Origin of the sequence: Mycolicibacterium baixiangningiae, from assembly GCF_016313185.1 — a bacterium.
In the GTDB taxonomy this organism is placed as follows: domain Bacteria; phylum Actinomycetota; class Actinomycetes; order Mycobacteriales; family Mycobacteriaceae; genus Mycobacterium; species Mycobacterium baixiangningiae.
Genome location: NZ_CP066218.1, coordinates 5,234,514 through 5,255,659, shown reverse-complemented (window position 1 = coordinate 5,255,659; position 21,146 = coordinate 5,234,514). Strand labels below are relative to the sequence as shown.

Below are 21,146 nucleotides of genomic sequence, written 5' to 3'. Positions count from 1 at the left end.
CGGACTACCTCGGTGCCACGAATCCAACCGGACCGGGCGATATGCACACCGACAACGCCGCGGTGCTCGCGCTGACATTGATTGCGTCACCGGCGCCTGGCAACCGTACGAACACCCGATTCAGGCCGGGACGCACCGGAACTTTCACCTCCGGGCCCTCCGACAGCGCCATCATCAGCGATCCGTCGCTGTTCGCCAGGTAGTTGATCTCCGCCGTCCAGTCCGCCGGCAGCAGCGGCCCATCCAGCGGCATCCGCACCGGGAAGTCCGGCTGCACCAGATACCCGCAGTTCGGCTCGGGGCCCGGCCGTATCGCGCGCACCCACGTCACCAATGCGTCGACCACATGGCCCGACGGGTCCAGCACCCGCAGGTCCGTCGTACTCGCCGCGAACTCCGGGCGGTCCTCGACCAACGCGAACATGTGGCTCGCCAGGTTCTCCGGCGCCGCCACCCTCTGCAGGATCAGCGGATCGACCTCCTGGTCGAGCATCGGCGCGTCCACCCCGGCCAGTCCGGCCCGCGCATTCGCCACATAGGCCGGCACCGGACTGTCGCGCCAGATCCGGTGGAACGTCACCGTCGAGTACAGGCTGCTCGCCACGAAGGCGCCCATCAGCGCAACGACCACCGCGGTCCGGCGCCCCGACGCATCCAGCCACCGCACACCCTCCCGGTTCGGCGCGCAGAACCCGACCGCCATCAGCAGCGCCAGCACGACCACCAGATCCGGCAGGTATCGCAGGGTCTGCGCCAACTCGAGGGCGGTGAACCGCGACGACCGCATGAGATAGATCGGCACCTGGCACGCCACCGCGTACCCGACCGCCACCGCCCACACCGGCCCGATCCGCCGCTTGCGTGCAAAGGACACCGCGACGACGGCGGCCAACGCCGCCCAGCCCAGCACCATCACCGCCACCGGCGGGGTCGCCCACGGCGACGCCGGCGCCCACCGCTGCCAATCCCACGGTCCGCCAACCAGTCCCGGCACGATGCCGTGGGTGATCGACCGCGCCAGCAGATCCCACGTCATCGCCAGATCGAAGCTCCACCGCTGCTGGTCGACGACGAGCAGATACACCCCGACCCACGCCGCCGTCACCGCCAGCGCGCTGACCCAGAGCCGAACGCCGCGCCGCCACACCGTCACCACCGCGGCCCGGTCGCCCGTCACGTACGCCAGCAGCGCTACGACGGCGAACGCGACGAACGGGATCACCGCCGCCTTCTCGAAGAACAACAGCCCGCCGACATACACCGCCACCGCCGTCACCGCGTAGCGCTGCCGGCCGGTGCGCACCAACAGCACTGCGTCCGCGCACACCCACGCCAGCGCCGCCAGCATCGGCAGCGAGTTCAGCGCCGCGGCCCACCACGCGAAGCCGGGCACCGCCAGCGGGGTGAACAACGCAAAGGTCAACGGCACCAACAGAACCGGGCGCCAGCCCAGGATGACGTGCAGGGCGCGCAGCAGCGCCAGCGACGCCAACAGCTGCAACACCACCAGGCTCACCGCAGGCAGCACCCAGGACCACGGCGCCACCCGGGTGATCGCCCCCGATAGCAGGAACGCCGCCGGCATCACGTGCCCGTCGTGGTCGTCGAACAGGAAGGACGGCGACAACAGTCCCTGCGTGCCGGCCCGGCCGATCAGGATCAGGTCGTCCCAGTAGAAGTACCCGCCGAACGCCAGCACTGCGCGCACGACCAACTGCACCGCGATGAGCGCAGTGGCGGCGCGGGCGACCCGATTCAGGACTGCCCTGCTCCCGGATATCCGGCGCCCGCCGCCTGGCGCGCCGCCCATGCCGAGGCCACCATGTCCTTCAGCGAGTGACGCATCTTCCAGTCGAGGTCGCGCGCCGCGAGGTCGCCGTTGGCCACGATCCGCGCCGGATCACCCGGACGCCGCGGCATGATCTGCGGTTCGAAGTCGACGCCGGTGACCTCACGGATGGCGGTCATGATCTCGCGCACCGAGGTGCCGGCACCGCTGCCGAGGTTGTACACCGATTCCACCGGTTCGCCGCTGTCGAGCCGACGGGCCGCGGCGACGTGTGCCAGCGCGACATCGCCGACGTCGACGTAGTCACGCACACAGGTGCCGTCCGCCGTCGGGTAGTCGTCACCGTTGATGCGCGGTGTCTCCCCGCGGTAGAGCATGTCGAACACCAGCGGGAACAGGTTGTGCGGGCTGACGTCGAACAACGTCGTGGAACCCGACCCGACGACATTGAAATACCGCAGGCTGGTGTGCCGGAGGCCCGCTGAGCGCCCCAGATCCCGCAACAGCCACTCACCGATCAGCTTGGTTTCGCCGTACGGGGACTCCGGGCGCGTGGGGGTGGTCTCGTCGACCTGATCGGTGTCCGGGGTGCCGTACGTCGCCGCGCTCGACGAGAACACGACTCTGTCGACGCCGACGGTCTGCATCGCTTCGAGCAGCGTCACCATCGCGGACACGTTCTGCTCGTAGGTGTGCAGCGGGCGCTGCACCGAGACCCCGGCGTACTTGAAGCCCGCGACGTGGATGACCCCGGTGACCGCATGGTCACGCAGTGTCTGCTCGACGAGCGGTCCGTCGAGCAGGGTGCCGCGGACGAGCGGCACGGAGTCGGGCACGAACTGCGCCAGTCCCGTCGACAGGTCGTCGATCACGACGACCGGTAGGCCGGCCTCGGCCAACGCCCGGACGACGTGCGAGCCGATGTACCCCGCGCCGCCGGTGACCAGCCACGTCATGGTGTCCTCCTTCGTCGAGAACGCAGGATATGCGCCCGGTCGTACGAGCCCGCAAGTCCGGCGAGGTGCACGGCGATACCGACCACCGGACCGCAGAGCAACGCAATCACGGTCCTGGTCTCCAGGTCCAGCGGGAGCAGCAGCAACAGCACGGCTGCCACGGTCGCGCTCACCCATCCCACCGCGTACGTGCGGTGCATGGCGGCGGCGACGGTCGCCGCGCCGGTCAACGTCAACAGTGCGATCGCCACGGCGGCCGTGGTGAGCCACGCCAGCAGCGCGCCGTCGGCCCGGTACTGCTCGCCGAACCCGGCGCGCAGCAGCCACGGCCCCAACAGCCCCGCGGCGACGACACCGACCGCTCCCAGTCCGACCACCAGCGCCGACGGGGCGATCAGCGCACGCAGGCGGGCGGTGCGCTGGTCGACGAAGTGGGCGATCAGGTTTCCCTGCATCGCGGTCAACGGGACCAACAGCGGCGCCCGGGTCAGCGTCACGGCGAGGATCACCACGCCGCCGGTGGCTCCCAGATCGTCCGACGTCGCCTGCAGCAGGACGGGAAAGCCCATGACCAGGACCGCGCTGGCGCCTGCGGCGGCGATCGAGTGCGCGGCGCCGCGCAGGAACGTCGCCGTGCTGCCCGGGGTGCGCAGCCGCGCGGCCATGCGCGTGGCGGGGGAGCAGGCCAGCAGGATCAGCCACGCGACGGCACCGCCGACCGTCGCCCACAGGAATCCGCCGAGACCCCATCCGGCCGCGAACGTCGCCGCGGCCACCAGTACGCGGATCACCGCGTCGGTCACCATCAGCGCCCCGTACTGGGTCCAGAGGTCGACGCCGGCCAGCATGCCGAGCAGCGTGGCGTGCAGGCAGAAACCGGCCAGCCCGGCGCTCAGCAGCACCACCGAAAGCCATTGCGCCTCAACGAAAACGTGCCCCGCCCACAGCGGCGAGGTCACGACGATCAGCACGGCCGCGACGACGGCGACCACCGCGGCGACCCGCATGGGGCGGGTGTGCGGACCGTCGGCCGGATGGTCTGCGCGGGCGTCGCGCACTTCCCGCGTCGCCTCCTGCAACAGGCCGAACGCCGCCCCGCTGGCCAGACCGAAGGCCCCCCAGAACACCCCGAACACCGAGAAGCCCGCGGGTTCCAGATCACGCGCGGCCAGGTACAGCACCGCGTATCCACACATCGCGGTCACCGCCGTCGCGACACCCACCCGCGCCACGCTGCTCCGCGTGACCGGGCCGGTCGACGGCGCCGCGTCGGTCACAGCTTCGGCAGGTCCTCGGCGTAGAGCCACGCATCCCACAGTGGGCGCAGCGACTCGTCGGCGTAATTGGCCGCCAGCCCGGTGAAGTCGTCGGTGAACGCGGTGCTGTGGCGGTGCCGCGCCGTCCAGTCCCGCAGTAGGGCGTAGAACTTCTCGTCCCCGATCTGCCTGCGCAGGACGTGCAGGGTCAGGGCGCCCCGCTTGTAGACCCGGTCGTCGAACATGTCCCGCGGACCCGGATCTGCCAGCAGGAGATCCTGCGGCAGATCGGCCAGCCTGCGGTGGTAGTGGCGGGCCCAGTGGTCGGCGCTGTGGCCACCGGAGTGCTCCGACCACAGCCATTCCGCGTAGCAGGCGAAGCCCTCGTGCAGCCAGATGTCGCGCCAGCGGCGCACCGTGACCGAATTGCCGAACCACTGGTGGGCCAGTTCGTGGGCGATCAACCGTTCCGACCTGCGGGTGCCGCTGCAGTGGTTGGCGCCGAAGATCGAAATGCCCTGCGCCTCCAGCGGGATCTCGAGGTCGTCGTCGGTCACCACCACGGTGTAGCCACTCGAGAGGGGATAGGGCCCGAACAGGGTGACGAACAGCTTCATCATCTGCGGCTGACGGCCGAAGTCGTGCTCGAAGTTGCGGCGCAGCCGTGCGGGCAGCGCGGCCTGCATGAGCACCGGCGCCTTCGTCAGCCGGTGCATGTCGTACATGCCGATCTGCAGGGTGATCAGGTACGTCGACGTCGGCTCGGCCTGCTCGTAGGTCCACACGGTGTGTCCCGCCCGCACGCGGCGGGACACCAACTCTCCGTTGGCGATCGCACAGTACGGGCTGTCGGTGCTGATCTGGATGCGGTAGCTGGCCTTCGACCCGGGGTGGTCGTCACACGGAAACCACGATGCCGCCCCGTTGGGTTGTCCGGCGACCAGCGCGCCGTTCGTCAGTTCTTCGAAACCGACGTCACCCCAGAGGGTTTCGATGGGCTCGGGAGTGCCGCTGTACCGCACCTCCACCACGAGTGCCGCACCGGCGGGCAGCGCCGTGGACAGTTCGATGCGAAGTTTGTTGTGCGAACAGGAGAACCGCGCCGGCCGTCGGCCGTTGACCGACACCTTGGTCACCCGCAGGTTGCCGGCGAGATCCAGGGTGAAGGCGCGCAACGCGGCCAGCGTGACGGCCGTGATGGACGCCGCGCCCGAGAGCCGGTTGATCGCGACCTTGTACTCCAGGTCGAGCTCGTAGCGCGACACCCGGTAACCGAAATTGCCGGTCTCAGGCAGGTAGGGGTCGATGATCGCGGCGGCGGTCTTCGTCTTCTTCGAACGCGTCACGCAGCGGAGTCCTCCGGGCTGCGGTCGGACCGCTTCTTCTTCGCCGCGGCCTCACCCCTCTTCTTGCGCAACACATCCCACGGCGCGATGGGATTGCCCTGCCAGCGGGTGGACGCCGGCACCTCGTCACCCCGCATCACCAGCGAACCCGGTCCCACCGTCGCGCCGGCGCCGATTCGGGCGGCGGGCAACGCCACGCAGTGCGGGCCCAGCGTCGCGCCGTCGTCGAGCACGACGGTGTCCATGCGCATGATGCGGTCGTGGAACAGGTGGGTCTGCACCACGCACCCGCGGTTGACGGTGGCGCCGTCGCCCAGGGTGACCAGATCCGCCTCCGGCAGCCAATACGTCTCGCACCAGACGCCGCGGCCGATCTTGGCGCCGAGGCCGCGCAGCCAGAGGTTCATCACCGGTGTGCCGCTGGCGGCGCGGGCGAACCACGGGCCTGCGACGGTCTCGACGAACGTGTCGGACACCTCGTTGCGCCACACGAACGACGACCACAGCGGATGTTCGATCGCCTCGATCCGCCCGATCACCACCCGTTTCGCGATGACGGCGATGGCGCCGGCCACCGCACCCGCGGCCAGCAGGACCACCCCGCCGAGCAGCGCCGCCCACAGGTAGCCGAGGTGTATCACCAACGCCTGCAGCGACAGCAGCACACCGACACCGATCGCGAACGTCACGACCACCGGGATCAGCCGACAGGTCTCGACCGCGCCGCGCATCGCCTTCAGCCGCGGCGAGGGCGCAAAGGTGCGCAGCGCGTCGGCCGCGGTGGGCTGGCGGCGCAACCGGACCGGAGGGCTGCCCAGCCACGACGATCCGGCCTTCGCCTTGCGCGGAGTCGCCGACAGCACGGCCACCAGACCGTCGTCGGGCACCTTGCGGCCGGGCTGCGTGATACCCGAGTTGCCGAGGAACGCTCGCTTGCCGATGGTGGCCTTGGCGACGTGGATCCAGCCGCCGCCGAGTTCGTACGACGCCACCATGGTGTCGTCGGCGAGGAACGCGCCGTCCTCGATGACGGTGAACTTCGGGGTGAACAGCGCCGTCGAGATCTCGGTGCCGCTGCCCACCCGCGCACCCAGCGCCCGCAGCCACGACGGGGTCAGCAGGCTCGCGTACAGCGGGAACAGATACGTGCGGGCGGCGTCGAGGAGCCGTTCGGTGGCCCACACCTGCCAGCCGATCCGGCTGCGCACCGGGTGATACCCCTCGCGCAGTCCGAGCGACAGCACCCGCACCCCCGCAACGGTCAGCACCGCATAGGTGATCAACGCCGCCGCCGTGGCGACCGGCGACCACAGCAGCGCGGGCAGGACCGCGTCGAGCACCGACGTGGTGTCGCGCACTCCCCAGCCGATGACCGCCAGCCCGGCCGCGAGGGCCGCCAGGGGCAACGCCGCGAGCAGTAACGACGTCAGCCCGTAGACCGCAACCCACACCGGGGCGCGGGGCGGGCGCTGACCCGGCCACGGGTGCCGGGCCTTGCCGGACTTCACCGCGGGTGAACCCGTCCAGTACTGACCGTTCTTGACCTTCCCCACGACCGCCGAGCCGGCGGCGACGTCGGCGTTCTTACCCACCACCGCGCCGGGGAGCAGGGTGGTCCGCGCGCCGATGGTCGCGTCGTTGCCGATGGTGATGTGCCCGACGTGGAACTGGTCGCCGTCGACCCAGTGCCCGGACAGGTCGACCTCGGGTTCGACCGAACAGCGGTGGCCGATCTTGAGCATGCCGGTCACCGGGGGAGCGGAGTGCAGGTCGACCCCCTTGCCGACCGAATTGCCCAGCGCGCGAGCGTAATACACCATCCACGGCGCGCCCGCGAGGTTCTCGGCGCCGCTGGCCGCGGCGAGCCGTTCGGCCAGCCACACCCGCAGATGGACGGGTCCGCCGCGGCGATAGGTGCCGGGCTGCAGGTTGCCGAGCAGCATGCGCGCGAACAGCACGGCGATGCCCATGCGGCCGATGGGGGAGACGAACAGGACGAAGCCGGCCAGCACCACCCACCAGTTCAGCGGGACCACCCACGACACCAGCGCGAGTTCGGCGGCAACATTGTTGAGCAGCGCCAGCCAGACCACCCACTGCAGCGCAGTCAGCGTGGCCAGTGGCAGCGACAGCGCCACCTGCACCGCCTGCGTGAGCCGTGGCGTCGGCGCGACGTCACGGATGACCACCCGCGGTGGCGGGTCGAGTTCGTCGAGGTATCCGGCCAGCGATCCCAGCCGTGGGTGGTCGTAGAGATCGGCCACCGTCACCATCGGGTAGCGCTGACGCAGCGCGGCCACCAGTTGCGCCGCCGAGAGGGAACCGCCGCCGCACGCGAAGAAGTCCGCCTCGGGACCGTCGACCGGGGCGGCCAGCACCTCGCGCCACAACCCCGCCAGCCAGCCCATCGTGCCGCCCAATGCCGACGCGTCATCGTCGTCGGCGTCGCCGACCGGCCAGGGCAGCGCGTCACGGTCGACCTTGCCCGAGGTGCGGGTGGGCAGTTCGTCGACCAGCACGAGCCGCGGCACCAGGGCCGCGGGCAGCGCCTCGGCGAGCGCGGCGCGGGCCGCGACCAGATCGAACGCCGGATCCGCGCTCGCCACGTACCCGACCAACAGCGGAGTGCCGCTGGGGGTGCGGCGCACCGCCGCCGCGCCGCCGCTGACACCGGGCAGGTGCATCAGCGCCGAGTCCACCTCGCCGAGTTCGATGCGCCGGCCCCCGACCTTCACCTGATCGTCGGCCCGTCCCATGAAGTACAGACCCTCGGGCTCCAGCCGCACCAGATCGCCGCTGCGGTACGCGCGGTCCCAGCCCAGCGTCGGCATCGGGGCGTATTTCTCGGCGTCCTTGTCCGGATCGAGGTAGCGGGCGAGCCCGACCCCGCCGATGACCAGCTCTCCGACCTCGCCGGTGGCGACCGGCAGGCCGTCCTTGTCGACTACCGCCAGGTCCCAACCGGGCAGCGGCAGACCGATGCTCACCGGGCTCGGTCCACTCCCCGGGTCGGCCCCCTCGCCTTCGGCTGGGCGGTACCCCCGGCGCTCCTGCCCGCCGGACCCGTCCAGCCGGGCCGCGCACGCCACCACCGTCGCCTCGGTGGGGCCGTAGGTGTTCCACACCTCGCGACCGGCGCCGTCCTCGCCGGCGGCCAGACGTTCGGCCAGCTCCGGCGGGCATGCCTCGCCGCCGAAGATCAGCAGCCGGACCGCTTCGAGGGCCTCGGCCGGCCACAGCGCCGCAAGCGTGGGCACCGTCGAGACGACCGTGATATCCCGCGACACCAGCCAGGGGCCCAGGTCCATCCCGCTGCGCACCAGCGACCGCGGCGCGGGCACCAGGCAGGCGCCGTGCCGCCAGGCCAGCCACATCTCCTCGCACGAGGCGTCGAACGCCACCGACAACCCCGCCAGCACCCGGTCGCCGGGGCCCAGCGGGTTGTCGGTGAGGAACATCTTCGCTTCGGCGTCGACGAACGCGGCGGCGCTGCGATGGGTGACCGCTACGCCCTTGGGCACCCCGGTTGATCCGGAGGTGAAGATGATCCACGCGTCGTCACGGCTCAGCGGGGCCACCGCACGCCACCCGCGAGACGATCCGGGGCCGCGCGCCAGACCCCGCTCGGTGATGATGCCGACGACGCCTGCCTCGGTGAACACCATGTGCGCGCGCTCGTCGGGATCGTCGGCGTCGACCGGGACGTAGGCGGCGCCGGCGGCCAGGGTGGCCAGGATCGCCACATACAGGGCGTACGTGCCCGACGGCATCCGGATACCGATGCGGTCCCCCCGCCCGATACCGCGGGCGGCCAGCCACTCCACACTGTCCTCGATGTCGGCTATCAACTCGGCGTAGGTCAGCTGGACCGCGCCGTCGTCGATGGCGGGCGCATCGGGGAACCGGGCCGCCGTGTCGTAGAGGATGTCGACGAGGGTGCGCGGCGCGGCAGCGAAATTCGACTGCAGGTACTGATGGAGTAGGTGGGCGCCCGGGACCGCTGCTGTCACCACTTCAAACTACTAAGCAGCCCGCCGGGCGGACCGCACGGCGCGGGCGGCGGGTGGTGACAATTGCATCAAGGCGGGTATCCCCGACCGGGAAAGTTTTATCGGACCCCGATTGGCTCGGTCGGCACGCGCCGGGCACAATCGCATCCGGAGGGGAGTATTCCTTCGCCGCGGTGTCGTCACTACGTCGTCCATCATTGGTCGGCCGGTGCTGCGGGCCGACGCGTACGTCGGCGGAAGAGACCTCCGGCGTGTTCGACGACCGGAGGTATATCGAGTGAACGTTTCCGCCCTGGAGTGGGGCATCACCATCGCAGTCACGGTGGCGGTGCTGCTGTTCGACGTGGTGGCCATCGCCCGGCGCCCGCACGAGCCTTCGATCAAGGAATGCTCGATCGCGCTGTCGGTCTACGTATCGCTGGCCATCGCGTTCGGCGTGTGGGTGTGGCTGTACCACGGCGGGGACTATGGCATCGAGTTCTTCGCGGGCTGGCTGACGGAGTACAGCCTGTCGGTCGACAACCTGTTCATCTTCATCATCATCATGGCCAGCTTCAACGTGCCCAGGAAGTATCAGCAGGAAGCGCTGATGGTGGGCATCATCCTGGCGCTGGTCTTCCGTGGCATCTTCATCGCGCTGGGTGCGGTGGCCATCAACGAGTTCTCCTGGGTCTTCTACATCTTCGGCCTGTTCCTGGTGTACACCGCGTGGAACCTGGCCCGTGACTCCGACCACGAGGACGACGGCGAGAACGCGGTGGTCAAGTTCGCGCGCAACCACCTGACGCTCACCGACAAGTGGGACGGCCTGAAGCTGTGGATCAAGCAAGACGGCAAGCGGTTGATGACCCCGATGTTCCTGGTGATCGTGGCGCTGGGGACCACCGACCTGATCTTCGCGCTGGACTCGATCCCGGCGATCTTCGGTCTGACGCAGGAACCGTATCTGGTGTTCACCGCCAACGTGTTCGCCCTGATGGGTCTGCGGCAGCTGTTCTTCCTGCTCGGCGGGCTGCTCAAACGGCTGGTGTACCTGTCGCAGGGGCTGGCGTTCATCCTGCTGTTCATCGGCGTGAAGCTGTTCCTGCACGCGTTGCACGAGAACGAGCTGCCGTTCATCAACGGTGGTGAGCATGTGGCGGTGCCGGAGATCCCCACGCTGCTCAGCCTGGGCGTCATCGTCGTCACGCTCATCATCACCACGGTGCTGAGCCTGATGAAGACGCGGGGCAAGGGCGCCGACGAGGTCAAGGACGCCCAGAAGAAGATCGAGGACGACGACACGAAGTCCTTCGACTCCCACTGATCGCAACTTTCGACAGGACGCCGGTGACCGCCTAGCGTGACTGCGGTGCGGCTATTCGTGGCGGACCGTGGTGTGTGGGACGAGTTGACCGACGGCGACCGGGTTGCGGTCCGGGTGTCAGCGCCCGACCTGCAGCAGGCCCGGCGGGCCCGCGCCCGGATCCGGGCGGGTAATGACGATGTCGCGGTGATCCTGGACGTGACGGTCGCGGTGGGCGCCGATTTCCGGTCGGCGCGCTCGGCTCTTCAGCCGGGCGCCGAGGATGACCAGACGGTGCGGTACACCGGCACGCTCGACGGGCTCGCCGGCCTGATCGCCGACATCGAAGCGGCCGACGTCGCCGACGGCGTCACGCTGCTCGCCGCCGGTCCGCGCCAGGATCTACGGGCGCTGGGTCGCGACGTGCTGGCACGGTTGGCGCTGCGGGGGCAGCGGGCCAGCTGATTTGGACAGCCGCTGATCGGGCGGCTTAGCGTGCACGTATGACAGCGGCGTCGTCGAACACCGAACTCATCGGGCACATGCTCATCGCCGGTGTATCCGTGCGTGGTTCGGGAAGGGCGATCCGCGGCGTCGACCCGAACACCGGCGGAGAATTGGCACCCGAATACCACCGCGGGGACGCCTCGCACGTGGACGCGGCGTGCGCCGCGGCCGCCGAAGCGTTCGGGCCGTATCGCGCCACCACCTCCGATCGGCGGGCCCGGTTCCTGGAGGCGATCGCTGACGGCCTGGCCGCGATCACCGACGATCTGGTCCGCCGCGCGCACGCGGAATCCGGGCTGCCCGAGGCCCGGCTCACCGGTGAGGCCGCACGTACCACCGGGCAGCTTCGGTTGTTCGCCGCCGTGCTGCGGGAAGGCAGCTGGAACGGCGTGCGCATCGACCCCGCCCAACCCGACCGCACGCCGTTGCCGCGCCCGGACCTGCGCCAGCGCGCCGTCCCGTTGGGGCCGGTCGCCGTGTTCGGGGCGAGCAATTTCCCGCTGGCCTTCTCGGTGGCCGGTGGGGATACCGCGTCCGCGCTGGCGGCGGGGTGTCCCGTCGTCGTCAAGGCGCACGACGCCCACCCCGGCACCTCCGAGCTCGTCGGCCGGGTGATCACCGACGCCGTTGCCGCTGCCGGACTGCCGGCCGGCACCTTCTCGCTGCTCTACGTTGGCCAGGAACTCGGCGTCACGCTGGTCACCGATCCGCGGATCAAGGCGGTCGGGTTCACCGGCTCGCGGGCCGGCGGGCTGGCCCTGGCCGCCGCCGCTGCCCGCAGGCCCGAACCGATACCGGTGTACGCGGAGATGAGTTCGGTCAACCCGGTGTTCCTGCTCAGCGGTGCGCTCGCCGGCCACGGAGCCGAACTCGGGCGGGCCTTCGTTGGGTCGCTCACGATGGGTTCGGGCCAGTTCTGCACGAACCCGGGACTCGTCGTCGGTGTGGCCGGACCCGATCTCGACGCCTTCGTCGCCGCTGCCGCCGAGACGCTGGCCGAATCGGCGGCGACGGCGATGCTGACCCTGGGGATCGCCGAGAACTACCGCAGGGGAGTCGGTGCGCTGGCCGGTGAAGCCGACGTGATCGCCCGCGGATCGGCCGACGGGGGCGCGGCGGTGTCGTGCCGCGCGGCGCTGTTCGGCACTGACGCGGTCAGCCTGCTCGGATCGCCGTCACTGCAGGCGGAGGTGTTCGGCGCATCGAGCCTGATCGTGCGCTGTGCCGACTTCACGGAGATGAAGACGGTCGCCGCCCACATCGAGGGACAGTTGACGGCCACTCTGCACGCCGACGAATCCGATTACGGCCAGGCCGCCGATCTGCTGCCCATCCTGGAGCTCAAAGCCGGGCGAATCCTGTTCAACGGCTGGCCGACCGGCGTCGAGGTCACTCACGCGATGGTTCACGGCGGGCCGTTCCCCGCCACCACAGACCCGCGCACCACGTCGGTCGGATCCCGGGCGATCGAACGGTTCCTGCGCCCGGTCTGCTATCAGAACGCACCGGAGTCACTGCTTCCCACCGCAGTGGCCGAGGGCAATCCGGACCGCCTGTGGCGCCGCATCGACGGCGAACTCACCAGAGACTGAATGTCACGGGGCGCCGGACAGGGTTCGCAGCGCCTTCTCCAGCGAGTGGTCGATCTGTTCCCGCTCGGCGCCCATACCGACGAGCGTGTCGAAGACCAGCGGAGCGAGTATCTGCGTCAGGCCGTGATCCTCGTGGCCGAAGAAGCCGGCGATCTCGAGGAGGACGGCACCGTGGGTGAGACTCCACAGCCGTCCCGCGAGCACCGGCACCCCGTCGTCGCGGATGCGCCCGGCCTCGACCATCCGGCTCACCACATCGAGGAGTGCTTCGAACGACACCGCGAATTCGGCGCTGTCGCTGGTGTTTCCGGTCGTCGTGACGTCGGTGTGGTGTCGGTTCAGTGACTTCGCCGAGGTGCCGAACATCATCTGGTACCGCTCGGGGTGGGCGAGTGCGAACTCCCGGTAACGCACCCCCATCACGATGAAGTCGGCGACCGGATCGTCGGTTCGCGGGATCTCGGTCAGCGCGCGGGTGAAGCGGTCGAACGCCTCGCGGGCGATCGCCTCGACGACCCCGGTCATCCCACCGAAATGGGTGTACACCGCCATCGTCGAGGTGCCCGCTTCGGTGGCCAGACTCCGCGCGCTGAGCGACGGTAAGCCGTCGCGCTCCATGAGTCGCACACCGGCCTCGATCAGTTGCTGCCGGACACCGCTCACTGTTGCCAACGCCTCATAACAGTGTTATACCTGGCGGAAGGGTTATAACACTGTTATTGGGGGGCACTGTGACCAATCGCTATCTGGAGGATTTCTTCGCGCCACTGGCGCAGGAGTACACACTCACCGATCTGGAGGTCGAGGGCGTGATCCCCGAGTACCTCGACGGCCGTTATCTGCGCAACGGGCCCAACCCGATCGGCGAGGTCGATCCGGAGCTCTATCACTGGTTCATCGGCGACGGCATGGTGCACGGCATCCGCATCCGCGACGGCGGGGCCGAGTGGTACCGCAACCGGTGGGTGCGCGGACCCCAGGCGGCCCGCGTGCTGGGCGAACCCCGGCCCCGCGGGCACTTCGGCGCATCCCCGATGGGCGCCAACACCAACGTCATCGGACATGCGGGCAAGACGCTCGCACTGATCGAGGCCGGGCAGGCGAACTACGAGCTGACCGACGAACTCGACACGGTCGGCGTCTGCGACTTCGACGGCACGCTCACCGGCGGCTACACCGCACATCCCAAGCGGGACCCCGACACGGGCGAACTACACGCGGTGTCCTACAGCATGAACCGCGGCAACACCGTGCAGTACTCGGTGATCGGCGTCGACGGTCGCGCCAAACGCACCGTCGACATCGAAGTGAGCGGCAGCCCGATGATGCACGACTTCTCGCTGACGGAACGCCATGTCGTGTTCTACGACCTGCCTGTCACGTTCGACGTCCGTCAGGCGACGGAAATGACCGTGCCGCGCGGGTTACGGCTGCCGGCGCGCCTGCTGTTGTCGGCGGTGATCGGGCGGGTGCGCGTGCCCGACCCGATCAGTGCGCGGCAGCCGACGGTCACGGCGGCCTCGGACCGGCGGTTCCCGTACTCGTGGAATCCGCGGTACCCGGCGCGCGTCGGGGTGATGCCGCGCGACGGCGGTTCGGCCGACGTGCGCTGGTTCGACGTCGAGCCGTGCTACGTCTTCCATCCGATGAACGCCTACGAGGACGGCGACACGATCGTGCTCGACGTCATCCGGCATCCGAAGGTGTTCGCCACCGACCATCTCGGCCCGAACGAAGGGCCCCCCACGCTGGACCGCTGGACGGTCGACCTGGCAGACGGCAAGGTGCGCGAGGCCCGGATCGATGACCGCGCGCAGGAGTTCCCGCGTGTGGACGAGCGCCTGGTGGGCAAACGGAGCCGCTACGGGTACGCACCCGCGGTCGGTGACCGTGCGACCGGTTCCGATGTGCTGATCAAGCATGACCTCGCGGTCGGCGAGACGCTGACACGGTCCTTCGGCGAGGGGAAAGCCCTGGGTGAGTTCATTTTTCATCCGTCCTCACCGGACGCCGCGGAGGACGACGGTGTGCTGATGGGCTACGTGTACGACCGGACTGTCGGCCGCAGCGCGCTGGCGATCCTCGACGCGCAGACACTTGAAGACGTCGCGACCATCGGACTGCCGCACCGGGTTCCGGCCGGCTTTCACGGCAACTGGATCCCTGCCGACCGCTGACTCACACCTCGATCGGCGGTTTGAGGCGTTCCATCGTGTACTGCCGGTTGCGCCGGGCCGCCCACGAACTGGCCGCCAGTGACACCGCCAGAACCCCGGTGAGCACCGCGATCGCCACGCCGAGACGGGAGTCGATACCGCCGACCGTCAGCTGACGTAAACCGTTGACGGCGTACGTCATCGGGTCGACCACATGCAGTACCTGGAACGGTTTCGGGGTGGTCTCCACCGGATAGATGCCGCCCGCCGACACCAGCTGGAACATCAGGAACGCCAGCGTCACCACCCGGCCCACCGCGACCCCGAACAGCGCGTTGAACGCCTGGATGAGGGCGAGGAACGCGCCGGCCACCAGCATCAGGAACAGCACTGTGCCCAGCGCGTGCGTCGCCTTCAACCCCACCCCGAAGTGCACGACCAGATACATCACGACCACCTGGCACAACGCGATGAGCAGGGCTGGCCAGTACGAGGCCAGCACCACCCGCAGCGCGCCGAGACCGTTGACGATCGGCCGGGCCTGCAGCGGGGTCAACAGCATCCAGATGATCAGCGCGCCGATGAACAACGCCAGCGGCAGGAAGAACGGCGCGAACCCGGTACCGAACGTCGCCGCCGGGTTCTCCACCACCTGATCGATGGCGACCGGCTGGGCCAGGGTCTGGGCGACCTCGCTGCGCTGCCGGTCCGACCACTGCGGCACCTGTCCGGCACCGTCGCGCAGGCCCGTGGCCAGTTCCGCACTGCCGTCCCGCAGCCGGCCGGTGCCGTCGGCGAGCGTGGCCGAACCCTGCGACACCTGACTGCCGCCGGCGGCGAGTGCGTCGAGACCACTGTTGAGTTGGTTTGCGCCGCTGCTCAATTGGGCGGCGCCGTCGCGCAGGCGTTCCACGTCGGCACGCAGTCCGCCGGTCAGCGCCCGGGTCAGGAACGTCCGTAGCGAACTGTTCGGATCGCCGAACTCGGCTTCCAGTTGAGCGGCCTTGTCGCGCAGCGTGATCAGACCCTGATCGGTGGTCGGATCGGCGTTCTGTGCCCGCAGCAGTCGCTGGGCGCCGGCCAGGGTGTCGCCGAGGGCGCGCAGCGTCGGATCCGGATTCGCGCGCAGGAACCCGATCACCTGATCGACGATGACGGCCGCCTGCGCCTGGTCGATGTTCAACGAGGCGATGCGATCACTCGCCGAGCGGACCAGACCGCTCACATCCGATGCCAGCAAACCCACTTCGTCGGGGTTCAGCCCCAGGCCGCCGACCCGGTCCAGCACGGTGAGCAGCGGATCCGTCGCCGTACTGATCCCGGCGGACAACTCGTCGGCGCCGGCGGCCAGCGTCGCCGAACCGTCCCGCGCGGTCACCAGACCCTCGGAGAGCTCGGCGGATCCCGACGCCAACCGGTGTGCACCGTCGTCGGCCTGCACCAGACCGTCGCGCAACTGGTCCGCACCGTCGGCCGCCCGGCGCAGCCCAGCACCGGCGTCCTCGACGCCGTCGAGCACCTGGCCGACCGTCTGCTGCCCGATCGCGGCGTCGACCTGCGCCGCCACATCTCGGGCGGCGTTCTGCCCGATGATCGACGCCAAGTAGTTGTTCGTGTTGTTGAACGTGAATCGCAACTGCGCCTTGCGCGGCGCATCGCCGGCCGGTGAGGCGACTGCCGCGCTGAAGTCGGCGGGGATGGTGACGCTGAAGTAGTAGCGGCCGTCCTCGACGCCCCTGGCCGCCTCCTCCGCCGAAACTGGGTGCAGATCGAGCTGGCCGGATGCCAGCAACGTGCCGGCCACCTGGTCGCCGGCGTTGACATGGCGGCCCCCGGTTTGCGCGCCGACATCCTCATTGACGAGTGCGACGGGCAGCCGGTTCACCTCGGCGAACGGATTCCAGAACGCCCACAGGTACATCGCGCCGTACAGCAGCGGCAGGAGCACGATCGTCACCAATGCGATGCGGGGTAGCGTGCCCCGGGAGTAGCGCTTGATGTCGGTCCCCAGGGACATCCCGGCCAGCATGATCATTCGCCCTTCTGGCCGTGAACGAGATCGGCCCGGGAGGTGTTGTCGACGACGATCTGCGCGCGCACCGCGGCGCTCGTGACGCCGTTGACGGTGGTGGTGATGACGGTCTGCCTACGGCCGAGCTCGATCAGCCGCTGCAGCAATAGCTCTCGGTTGTGATCGCTGGTGACGTAGTCGAGGTTGCCCACCACCAGCAGCGGTGGGAGTGCCGTGTTGGCCAACGCGATGCGCAGCAGCAGGCGGTCCAGTTCGGAGAGCTCTTCGACGTACTCGGTGAGCGGCGGCAGCGGCAGGTCACCGAACACCGGCGCGCACACCGTGCGCAGGTCCGCCGCGCGGGCGCGGCGGACGAACCGGTACCAGGGGGCGTTCCAGCGCAGCTGTTCGGTCACCGCGTCGCGGACGGTCACCGATTCGGCCACCTGGTCGAGTTCGTCGATGCCGGCGATCGCCGACATCCTGAAGATACGCCGCGGATCGGTGACACCGAAAACCGAGAGCGCCCCACGGTTCGGGCGCATCCGCCCCGCCAGCGTCAACAGCAGGGCGGTACGCCCCGATCCGGCCGGGCAGACCAGGACGGTAACCCCACCGGAGTCGACGTCGAGGTCGACGGGCCCGTACACCGGACCCCACGGACCCGACACCGCGATGCCGCGGGCCGCGACGGCCACTTCTGGAACGTCGGACATGCGACCTCCTTCGAGGGCCGAGTCGAGTCGGCGCTGTCGCGGAGATGTCGGCTCAGGTCTCGGTCAAGGATATGGAATTCGCGCAGGCAAGGGATGGCATTGCCCACGTCGGCCGGCCGATGTCACCGGTCGGTCCGCAACGACAACACCGTGATGTCCGGTGGCGCGCCGATCCGCACAGGTGGACCCCAGAACCCCGCGCCGCGACTCACGTACAACTGGGTGTCGTCAACCGTGGACAGCCCCGCGATCGCGGGCTGCACGGCACCGACGGCGTAGTGGAACGGCCACATCTGGCCGCCGTGGGTGTGCCCGGACAACTGCAGGTCGACCCCGCGGGCGGCGGCCTCGGTGACCTGTATCGGCTGGTGCGCCAGTAACACCGTCGGGCGGGCGGCGTCGAGCCCGGCCAGGGCGCGGTCGAAATCCGGTGCGTCGGAATGCGATTCACCGGCGAGGTCGTTGACGCCGGCCAGGTGAAAGGCCGCCCCGCCGCGCGTGATCGCCGTGTTCTCGTTGCGTAGCGGCTGCACGCCCAGGCGTTCCAGTTCACGCAGCCACGCAAACGGGTCGTCGACGATGTACTCGTGATTTCCGGTGACGAAGAACGTGCCCTCGGGAGCGCTGAGGTCGCGCAACGGCTCAGCGGCCGGGCCGAGTTCGGCGACCGTGCCGTCGACCAGGTCACCGACGATCGCCACGAGGTCGGGCCCGGCCTCGTTGATCATCCGCACGATCCGCTCGGTGTGCGCCCGGCCCGCCAGCGGCCCCAGGTGGATGTCCGACACCACCGCGATCCGGAAGCCGCTGAACGCGGGGTCGAGGCGGCGCAGCCGGACCGGGACGGTGAGCACATTCGGCGGGCCCAATGCAGTCGCCGCACCGAACCCGACCAGGCCCACCGACGCCGCGCCCGCCGCCGCTGCCCCGGCACGGGCCAGGAACAGGCGCCGGTTCACGTCCGACGAGGCGGCGGCCTGCTCCGCCGTGTCCGGGCGCGCCCGTCGCCGCCGCGTGCGGACACGAAGTGCCAGCCGGACCGGTTCCAGCACGAGCAGTGCCAGCAGAAGGTAGGCGGCGAGCCCGAACCAGAGGTACCCCGGCCACGCGAACCACGCCGACTCCCGGACACCGATCGTCCTCGGCAGGAGCAGCGCCGCGAACAGCAGGACCAGGCATCCGAGGAGGGCGGCGGTCAGGAGCCGGCGGGCTCGTCCCGGCCGGGTGGTGTCCCTCACCAGGCGCTTCCACAGATAGAGGTGGATCAGCGCCAGGATCGCGGCGAGGATGACGATGAACATGTCAGCCCGACAGGCTCCACTTCTCCGCGACACCGCGCAGACCGTCGTCGGTGAGGCGGCCGAACAACCGCAACCGCGCCATGCCGCCGTCGGGGAACACGTCAAGCCGGGCCTCGGTCACCGGCCGCTGAGCGTCGATGAGGAACCGGTGCCGTGTGTCGGGCTGCAGCGCCACCTCGTCGAGCAGGTCGAACCATTCGCCCTCGCCGTCGCGCCCCCGCAGCCGCGCGGAACCCGGTGCGTTGCCGATGAAATACGACGTGTCGACTTCGGCGAAGCTCAGCACGCCCTGGGCGGCCAACTGCACCTGCACCCAGTCGTTGCCCGCATCGCGCCGCCGCGAGGTCTCCCACCCGTCGCCCATGGTGCGTGCGGTGCCAGGCAGCAGCAGATTGTTGGGTGAGCTGTAGAACATGTTGGAACACCCCGTGATTCGGCCGCCGTTCTCCAGTGCCGCCAGATCCAGCGGCAGTTCGGCGAACTGCGGGTCCAGCAGGCCCTCACCGTGTACCCGCAGGCGGGCCACACCGCCGTCGGGGTAGATCGACAGCTTCACATGCGACCAGCGCCGCCCCGAACCGACCGCGAACGGATTGCGGGTGTCCCCGTTGGCGGGGCTGCGCTCGACGATCGTCGTCCAGTGGGTGTGCTCGGCGAGATCGGTCGCCGACGGATGGCCGGCGACGTAGGCGGCCTCGACCGACACCTCCGGCGGGTAGTTGCCGGTGAACCAGGCCGTGTCCACCACGACACCGCGTACGACGCCGGGCACACCGAGCCGGACGATCGCCGAATCGCAGGACTCCCGGTCGGCGCCGCGGCGCCGCCGCGTCTCCCACCCGTCGTACACCTGGCCCTTGTGGCCGAACGTCGCCGGACGGTACTCGGCGGCGGCCGGGGTGATCAGGTTCTCCTTCTCGGCGAACAACTCGTCGTTGGCCCACACAACGGCACCGCCCGCCGCGCGGGAGGCGAGGTCGGGCAACGAGAGGAAATGAGAATGCGGGGTGCTCACCCGCGCAGCGTAGGGGAGAACCTCACCAGTTGCTGTAGCCGCCTTCGGGCCCGAGCATCCGCTCGAGCCGGGCCCGGTTGATCCGGGCCAGCTCGTTGCGCACCACTTTGCGCTCGGTGTCGACGTCGTTGTGCAGGCGGTCGGTGATGGTGCCCAGCACGTCCTGGGCGCAGAAACCGTTGCAGTACATGACGAATCCGAACCCGAAGCGTTCGATGTAGCGGCGGGAGGCCGAGCTCAGTTGCTCCATCACTTCCGGCCGCTCGTCGAACACCGCGCACTGCTCAGCCGCGGACTTCTCGCTGCCCGGGCGGCGGCCGACGTCCGGATACGCCTGCAGGATCGAGTCGATGGACTCCTCGGACAGGGCGAACAGCAGCGCGTCGGCCTGCCGGAACAACTCGTCGTGGTTCGCGTACGGCCGGCCGCGGGCCAGGTCGGCGGCCAGGGCCACGCTGCAGCAGCACTCGTACACCGCGTGGACGGCGCGGCGGATCGGCATGTTGTTGTAGGCCGCGAGGCCAATGCCCTGGTGCATCAGCATGGGCCCATGATCAAAGCCCCATGGCACAGCCGCGTTACGCCATGTTACGGGCGCGATAATTCAGGTCCCGGCGGTCACCTGCCTGACGACCGCCTCCGGCGGTCACCTGCCTGACGATCGCCTCCGGCGGTCACCTGCCTGACGACCGCCTCCGGCGGTCAGTGACCCGGCGTGTACCGCTCGAACGACCGCTTCACCTCGGCCTCGGCCGCCTCGCGGCCGGTCCAGTCCGCTGCCTTGACGTACTTGTTCGGCTCCAGGTCCTTGTAGTGCACGAAGAAGTGCTTGACCTCTTCGAGTACCTGCTCCGGAACGTCGGCGAGGTCCTGGATGTGATCCCAGCGCTTGTCGCCCGCGGGCACGCACAGCACCTTGTCGTCGCCGCCGGCCTCGTCGGTCATCTGGAACATCGCCACCGGGCGCGCCTCGACGATGCAGCCGGGGAAGACCGACTCGGGCAGCAACACCAGCGCGTCGAGCGGATCGCCGTCCTCGCCGAGGGAGTTCTCGATGAACCCGTAGTCCGTGGGGTAGCCCATCGAGGTGTACAGGTAGCGGTCCAGTTTGAGCCGGCCGCTGTCGTGGTCCACCTCGTACTTGTTGCGCGAACCCTTCGGGATCTCGATGACGACGTCGAACTCCACCGCAGTCGGCTCCTTCGC

Annotated in this window: 16 protein-coding genes; 4 read left to right on the top strand and 12 right to left on the bottom strand. The window is 69.6% G+C overall.

The genetic code is table 11. The features are described from left to right. Positions 1-4: 4 nt before the first annotated feature. Genes I7X18_RS24945 through I7X18_RS24925 form a run of 5 tightly spaced genes read right to left on the bottom strand, consistent with a single transcriptional unit; the run spans position 5 to position 9,360 of the window. A complete protein-coding gene (locus I7X18_RS24945; protein ID WP_226863726.1) occupies positions 5-1,810 on the bottom strand; it encodes a hypothetical protein in 1,806 nt (601 codons plus the stop codon). Next, positions 1,756-2,745: a UDP-glucose 4-epimerase GalE gene (gene galE, locus I7X18_RS24940; protein ID WP_193046660.1), complete on the bottom strand. Its 990-nt coding sequence runs from the start codon at positions 2,743-2,745 to the stop codon at positions 1,756-1,758. Before galE ends, I7X18_RS24945 begins: the two co-directional genes overlap by 55 nt. Further along, positions 2,742-4,022: a hypothetical protein gene (locus I7X18_RS24935; protein WP_193046659.1), complete on the bottom strand. Its 1,281-nt coding sequence runs from the start codon at positions 4,020-4,022 to the stop codon at positions 2,742-2,744. Before I7X18_RS24935 ends, galE begins: the two co-directional genes overlap by 4 nt. Continuing rightward, positions 4,019-5,347 (bottom strand): M1 family metallopeptidase, encoded by a 1,329-nt coding sequence (locus I7X18_RS24930; protein WP_193046658.1) that lies wholly within the window; start codon positions 5,345-5,347, stop codon positions 4,019-4,021. The genes I7X18_RS24935 and I7X18_RS24930 overlap by 4 nt, the downstream gene beginning before the upstream one ends. After that, a complete protein-coding gene (locus I7X18_RS24925; RefSeq protein WP_193046657.1) occupies positions 5,344-9,360 on the bottom strand; it encodes a Pls/PosA family non-ribosomal peptide synthetase in 4,017 nt (1,338 codons plus the stop codon). The genes I7X18_RS24930 and I7X18_RS24925 overlap by 4 nt, the downstream gene beginning before the upstream one ends. Positions 9,361-9,634: 274 nt before the next feature. Between I7X18_RS24925 and I7X18_RS24920 the strand changes: the two genes are divergently transcribed. Genes I7X18_RS24920 through I7X18_RS24910 form a run of 3 tightly spaced genes read left to right on the top strand, consistent with a single transcriptional unit; the run spans position 9,635 to position 12,741 of the window. Beyond that, the gene (locus tag I7X18_RS24920) at positions 9,635-10,663 is read left to right on the top strand and encodes a TerC family protein (protein ID WP_193046656.1); all 1,029 of its coding nucleotides are present in this window, start codon (positions 9,635-9,637) and stop codon (positions 10,661-10,663) included. Between the two features lie 36 nt (positions 10,664-10,699). After that, the gene (locus tag I7X18_RS24915; RefSeq protein ID WP_193046655.1) at positions 10,700-11,107 is read left to right on the top strand and encodes a hypothetical protein; all 408 of its coding nucleotides are present in this window, start codon (positions 10,700-10,702) and stop codon (positions 11,105-11,107) included. Between the two features lie 38 nt (positions 11,108-11,145). Then, positions 11,146-12,741: an aldehyde dehydrogenase (NADP(+)) gene (locus I7X18_RS24910; RefSeq protein WP_193046654.1), complete on the top strand. Its 1,596-nt coding sequence runs from the start codon at positions 11,146-11,148 to the stop codon at positions 12,739-12,741. A gap of 3 nt (positions 12,742-12,744) precedes the next feature. Here the strand turns inward: I7X18_RS24910 and I7X18_RS24905 are convergent, their stop codons facing one another. Then, positions 12,745-13,404: a TetR/AcrR family transcriptional regulator gene (locus I7X18_RS24905; RefSeq protein WP_193046653.1), complete on the bottom strand. Its 660-nt coding sequence runs from the start codon at positions 13,402-13,404 to the stop codon at positions 12,745-12,747. 68 nt (positions 13,405-13,472) lie between these two features. On the opposite strand from I7X18_RS24905, the gene I7X18_RS24900 reads away from it, so the two are divergent. Beyond that, positions 13,473-14,918, top strand: a complete 1,446-nt coding sequence (locus I7X18_RS24900) for a carotenoid oxygenase family protein (RefSeq protein ID WP_193046652.1) — start codon at positions 13,473-13,475, stop codon at positions 14,916-14,918. A gap of 1 nt (position 14,919) precedes the next feature. On the opposite strand, the gene I7X18_RS24895 is transcribed toward I7X18_RS24900, so the two are convergent. The 6 genes from I7X18_RS24895 to I7X18_RS24870 form a co-directional block, all read right to left on the bottom strand. After that, complete coding sequence (locus tag I7X18_RS24895) at positions 14,920-16,914, bottom strand: YhgE/Pip domain-containing protein (RefSeq protein WP_193046651.1); 1,995 nt, start codon at positions 16,912-16,914, stop codon at positions 14,920-14,922. Between the two features lie 14 nt (positions 16,915-16,928). Beyond that, complete coding sequence (locus I7X18_RS24890) at positions 16,929-17,624, bottom strand: ATP-binding cassette domain-containing protein (RefSeq protein WP_193046650.1); 696 nt, start codon at positions 17,622-17,624, stop codon at positions 16,929-16,931. A gap of 122 nt (positions 17,625-17,746) precedes the next feature. After that, the gene (locus tag I7X18_RS24885; protein WP_193046649.1) at positions 17,747-18,925 is read right to left on the bottom strand and encodes a metallophosphoesterase; all 1,179 of its coding nucleotides are present in this window, start codon (positions 18,923-18,925) and stop codon (positions 17,747-17,749) included. A gap of 1 nt (position 18,926) precedes the next feature. Continuing rightward, positions 18,927-19,940 carry an allantoicase gene (gene alc / locus I7X18_RS24880; protein WP_193046648.1) on the bottom strand — a complete coding sequence of 338 codons (1,014 nt, stop codon included), beginning with the start codon at positions 19,938-19,940 and terminating at the stop codon, positions 18,927-18,929. Between the two features lie 22 nt (positions 19,941-19,962). Beyond that, positions 19,963-20,484, bottom strand: a complete 522-nt coding sequence (locus I7X18_RS24875) for a 2-oxo-4-hydroxy-4-carboxy-5-ureidoimidazoline decarboxylase (RefSeq protein WP_193046647.1) — start codon at positions 20,482-20,484, stop codon at positions 19,963-19,965. A gap of 158 nt (positions 20,485-20,642) precedes the next feature. Then, positions 20,643-21,128: an inorganic diphosphatase gene (locus I7X18_RS24870; RefSeq protein WP_193046646.1), complete on the bottom strand. Its 486-nt coding sequence runs from the start codon at positions 21,126-21,128 to the stop codon at positions 20,643-20,645. Between the last annotated feature and the right edge of the window lie 18 nt (positions 21,129-21,146).

What these genes read in the sequence shown, in the direction of transcription:
- I7X18_RS24945 (WP_226863726.1), bottom strand. Translation starts at nt 1,810, where the DNA reads ATGGGCGGCGCGCCAGGCGGCGGGCGCCGGATATCCGGGAGCAGGGCA.
- galE (WP_193046660.1), bottom strand. Translation starts at nt 2,745, where the DNA reads ATGACGTGGCTGGTCACCGGCGGCGCGGGGTACATCGGCTCGCACGTC.
- I7X18_RS24910 (WP_193046654.1), top strand. Translation starts at nt 11,146, where the DNA reads ATGACAGCGGCGTCGTCGAACACCGAACTCATCGGGCACATGCTCATC.
- I7X18_RS24895 (WP_193046651.1), bottom strand. Translation starts at nt 16,914, where the DNA reads ATGTCCCTGGGGACCGACATCAAGCGCTACTCCCGGGGCACGCTACCC.
- I7X18_RS24890 (WP_193046650.1), bottom strand. Translation starts at nt 17,624, where the DNA reads ATGTCCGACGTTCCAGAAGTGGCCGTCGCGGCCCGCGGCATCGCGGTG.
- I7X18_RS24885 (WP_193046649.1), bottom strand. Translation starts at nt 18,925, where the DNA reads ATGTTCATCGTCATCCTCGCCGCGATCCTGGCGCTGATCCACCTCTAT.
- I7X18_RS24875 (WP_193046647.1), bottom strand. Translation starts at nt 20,484, where the DNA reads ATGCTGATGCACCAGGGCATTGGCCTCGCGGCCTACAACAACATGCCG.